This window comes from Endozoicomonas arenosclerae, from assembly GCF_001562015.1.
GTDB classification, from domain to species: Bacteria; Pseudomonadota; Gammaproteobacteria; order Pseudomonadales; family Endozoicomonadaceae; genus Endozoicomonas_A; species Endozoicomonas_A arenosclerae.
This window is the reverse complement of the sequence record NZ_LASA01000049.1, coordinates 1-1904: the sequence shown is the minus strand read 5'-3', so window position 1 is coordinate 1904 and position 1904 is coordinate 1. Positions and strand designations below refer to the sequence as shown.

The following is a 1904-nucleotide window of genomic DNA, read 5'->3' as shown; positions in this document are numbered from 1 at the left end:
GGGAACGGTATTTGAAGTGGCTGAGGGTTAGCTCAATCCAACGGTAACATTCGTCCTTGGAGTCCCAGCCGGGCTCCAGACAGTCTGCTTGTGAAAGGAGGCTTCTTACATCCTCCAGGGTTTTGATGAAATGGGTGTTCATGATGATTTTCATATCCTCATCATGAACGACAGTGCTGAAGTCGGCTCATTTCATGTTAGAAACCAGCCCCTTCTTCAGGCTCATTTCATATTGGAAGAGACTATTCTGGTATTAAAAACCGTCAATAGTCTATAATCTCTGACATCTCCTATAAAAAGTCGGCCACCACTCATTTTTCTTATAGTCTGATCAAGCACTTTATCCAGATAGCTTAAGTCAGGGAAATACTGTATCACTGAATTTATAATACCAAGAGTAACAACGTTATTTTTTGAGGGTAATAATAGTGTTAATTTATCAGCGTGCCCATGAGAGACTAGCGCATGTTTTATATCGTGATCTTTTAAATATTTTCTGTGGCGATCAATAATGTTTTTAGAAAAGTCAAGTCCTTGGTAGTGCTTGCACTGATCAAGTAATGGATACATGAGTAAGCCTGAACCACAGCCTACTTCCAAGATACTGTCTTCAGCTTGGCAATTAATCCTCTTCAGGGTTTCGGCTAACCACTCATCCATATCTCCTTGGGGGATTGGCTTACCAGTAAACGAGCTATTCCAGCCTTGAAAGTCACGAGTTATATCTGGTTTAGCTTTTTGAGAACCAGAATCATATTCTTGCTCGTAAATACTTTCCCAAGCCTCCACTAGTTCGTCATTTAAAGTAGCTGTATCTTCGGGTGAGCAATTATCAGCTACTAAATATGCAGATATCACAGATTGGTTAGCGTGATGCTTTATTGCAGCTACAGCCTTTTTTACCCCTGGTAATTTTTGCAATACAGCTTCAATATCACCCAACTCAACCCGATAACCTCGAATTTTTATTTGGTTATCAAGCCGCTTGAGGTATATTATCTGATCTTTTTGATTACGTAGCGCCAAGTCTCCTGACTTATAGAGTGGCTCATTCGGTAAATCAGGGTGTTTAATAAACTTATTGTCGGTTAAGAGAGTATTGTTCCAATAACCTTTAGACACACCCGCACCACTTATATATATCTCACCCGGAATTCCAGCCCCGACTGGACGAAGCATCTGATCAAGAAGATAGATATTCAAGTCTGGTAGCGGAGAGCCTAGTGGGCTCGCACCACCTCGACTGATGTCCTCATTGGTTATGGGATAAAAGGTAGCATGTACAGTTGTTTCAGTGATGCCGTACATATTAATAAGTTTTGGTTTTTCTGTACCATGGCTTTCCACCCATGTTTTCAGAGCATCCAAAGAGAGTACATCCCCTCCAAAAATGACATATCTCAGTGATAAAGGAAGGGATACTTGAGAATCACTCTCTGCAAACTGATAGAAAGCTAGGGGGGTCTGATTCAGTACTGTAATTTGTTCTTTCGCGACAAGGCAATAAAAGTCCTCAGTTGAGCGAGTGATCTCTTTGGGGATAACGACAGGGCAATTGCATCAATCTGAACACTCGAAGATAAATTTCTTGTAAACTCTCTATCCAGTTTATTCGAGTCTCCTAGGAGCCTGTCGGACTTAACCAGCAAAACAGGTAAAATCCTGATTCCAGTACCAGTAACACTCAAAGCACTATGAATAAGTGGAAGTTCAAACCGGTCGACCGAAACACTCCCGACCTTTTCCCTGCCAGCATCCAGGATTATCTTCCAGAAGGTCATATGGCTCGCTTTGTGGTGGATGTTGTTGACCAGCTCGACCTGTCTCCACTGATCAATTCTTATCGAGGCACAGGATCAAAAGGCTGGCATCCTGCCATGATGGTTTCACTCCTGTTTTATGGC

General features: G+C 42.1%; 2 protein-coding genes. One reads left to right on the top strand and one right to left on the bottom strand.

What is annotated here, in order from left to right:
- Positions 1-222: 222 nt before the first annotated feature.
- Positions 223-1542: an AMP-binding protein gene (locus tag WG89_RS03145; protein WP_281177673.1), complete on the bottom strand. Its 1320-nt coding sequence runs from the start codon at positions 1540-1542 to the stop codon at positions 223-225.
- A gap of 152 nt (positions 1543-1694) precedes the next feature.
- Here WG89_RS03145 and WG89_RS30185 point away from each other — a divergent pair.
- On the top strand, positions 1695-1904 hold a 210-nt coding region (locus WG89_RS30185), incomplete at its 3' end, for a transposase (protein WP_479686489.1).